This is a genomic window from Mesorhizobium sp. M7A.F.Ca.MR.176.00.0.0, assembly GCF_004023165.1.
In the GTDB taxonomy this organism is placed as follows: Bacteria; Pseudomonadota; Alphaproteobacteria; order Rhizobiales; family Rhizobiaceae; genus Mesorhizobium.
This window is the reverse complement of record NZ_RZTC01000259.1, coordinates 1-1,963: the sequence shown is the minus strand read 5'-3', so window position 1 is coordinate 1,963 and position 1,963 is coordinate 1. Positions and strand designations below refer to the sequence as shown.

Genomic DNA, 1,963 nt, shown 5'->3' with positions numbered 1-1,963 from the left:
GTCTCGCTGCCACCAGCACTTACAACGTTCAGGCGTCATCGGCGGCCGGCTTTGAAGTCGTAGCTGCGATATCCTTCGTCTGACGAGGATACCATTGTGCGCGATAGCGATCTGGTCTCCGTCATGCTTCGCTGCAAGATTTTCGCGGAGGAAGAATGAATGGGGCCGCTGGTTCGTCTAGGTGTTGCTAATATACAGCACCTACCCGATCTCTGGCCGCCGCGCCCATGGGACCGCTTCCAACGCCTGCCCATTGACGTCAAAATAAGAACGGAAAACGGAAGGCACCCAAAATGGACAAGCGACAAAACAGGATCGTTGAGGCGTACTGTCTCATTGCCGTTCCCGCATCAATGCTTCTCACAATTGTGCTAGCTCAAATGATCCTTGGCTGAAACCAAAGCGCTAGTGCCTATCGGAGCGCAAGCCAATGACCGACAAGCCGGCGACAACCTACGTTGTGTCTGTGTTCGAAAAGCCGCATTGGCGCACGGTGCTGACGACGAAGGACAAGGTCAAGGCCCTGGCGATGGCAAAGGAGATCGGCGACAAGGTGCGGGTCGAGGAGATCACGCCGAAGCCGAAGAGACGTTAACCGGCGATTGCCATTCCGATGCCGACGCCAAGCCCGATGGCAAGACCCAGGAACAGCTTCCCGGCAAGATCCAGGGCGAAGGCGCGGACAGGGCGCCACGCGTCTGTGCGGGGCGCTGTGAGGGCAATGGCGAGATCGTCAAAGATCATTTCCATAGCCAGATTCTAGATCGAAACCGGGAATCTGTGAATCCCCTGTTTGTTCTCATCCCATAGGCAAGCCGGCTCCCCGGTGGGGAGTGCTTGACGAAGGCGGCAAATCAGCGGCTTATTGTCCGTGGGCTTCAGAACCCGGACCGTGATATCTCCGAATTGACCCTTGGCGGGGTCGCGCCTCCACGACAGGAAGCTTCGGATGAATGTTTGACGAGTTTGTCAAACAATGGACGCGCTTGGCGGCGCGGCTCCAGACCCGACCTTTATGGCCGGGGGGCGCCGTTCTGTCCAGAGCCTTCGGGCTTAAAAGCGTCGCGCCAGTCTCACGGCTGGTTCTGAACCCCCGGCTTCGGCCCGTCGCCGATGATGGCAAATCCTGCAAATTTGCAGCTTTGCCGCCGGCCTTCAGAAGCCGGTTCCAACCGTGGGGACTATCCATGAACACGAAGGCAACAACGATCGACCGGCGGCGCCTGCTGCTGGGCACAGGGGCAACTGCGGCTGGCCTGGGAGCGCTGTCCGTGCTTCACGCGAACGCATCCGCCAAGTTGGCGTTTGCGTCGCCTACACCGGACGAGCGGATCACCGCCGCTATTGAGGAAATCAAGGCGGCGTTCTGGGAGAAGTGGCCCGACGCACCGCTTCGAATTATCGACATGGACAACATCAAGGACGGAATGATCATCGTCCTTTCTCATGTCGCGGGCGATAAACCCGGTGACGTTTCTTATGAGCGGAAAGGACTGGCAAGGCTCACGAAAGGCGGTGCAGCATGAACGCCCACACGCCAGTTCTGAAGCCCTACGGCTGCCCGCAAGGCGTAGACCCTCGCACATGGCGGCAATCGGTCGAGACACGCCTGAACGACCTCCTTGACCGCGCCATGAGCCTAATAACGGCACTGGATCTCATGGAAGTTGATTGCGATCTGGAGGAAACAGCCGACGACGAGCCGTCCCTAGGCTGGGCGCACCGCGGCGGGCAATCATTCCTATCCAGCACCGCGCCGAACCTACCTCCCGTCGACGTGCTCGATCTCGAACTCGATAATTGCGACGACGAGGACGGCCACGACACGGAAGGCCATTGCATGGAAGATCACGGCGAAACCATCATGTGGGGCGACGATCTGGCGTCCCAAGAGACGCTGGTGGGGAGCGGGCTATGATCGTGCTCGATCCGCTCTCGGCAGCGACCGAGCCGAGCAACGACA

At 59.3% G+C, this 1,963-nt stretch carries 4 protein-coding genes; 3 read left to right on the top strand and 1 reads right to left on the bottom strand.

All coding sequences use genetic code 11. From position 1 onward, the window contains the following. The first annotated feature begins 430 nt into the window (after positions 1–430). Positions 431–595, top strand: a complete 165-nt coding sequence (locus EOB59_RS35530; RefSeq protein WP_164895849.1) for a hypothetical protein — start codon at positions 431–433, stop codon at positions 593–595. Here the strand turns inward: EOB59_RS35530 and EOB59_RS35525 are convergent. Next, positions 592–750 (bottom strand): hypothetical protein, encoded by a 159-nt coding sequence (locus EOB59_RS35525; RefSeq protein WP_164895848.1) that lies wholly within the window; start codon positions 748–750, stop codon positions 592–594. The genes EOB59_RS35530 and EOB59_RS35525 overlap by 4 nt on opposite strands. 203 nt (positions 751–953) lie before the next feature. Here EOB59_RS35525 and EOB59_RS35785 point away from each other — a divergent pair, with 203 nt between their 5' ends. Together EOB59_RS35785 and EOB59_RS34535 are read left to right on the top strand one after the other, a co-directional pair. After that, positions 954–1,526, top strand: a complete 573-nt coding sequence (locus tag EOB59_RS35785; protein ID WP_128290285.1) for a hypothetical protein — start codon at positions 954–956, stop codon at positions 1,524–1,526. Beyond that, on the top strand, positions 1,523–1,918 hold the full coding sequence (locus tag EOB59_RS34535; protein WP_128290284.1) for a hypothetical protein: 396 nt from the start codon (positions 1,523–1,525) through the stop codon (positions 1,916–1,918). Before EOB59_RS35785 ends, EOB59_RS34535 begins: the two co-directional genes overlap by 4 nt. Positions 1,919–1,963: the final 45 nt, after the last annotated feature.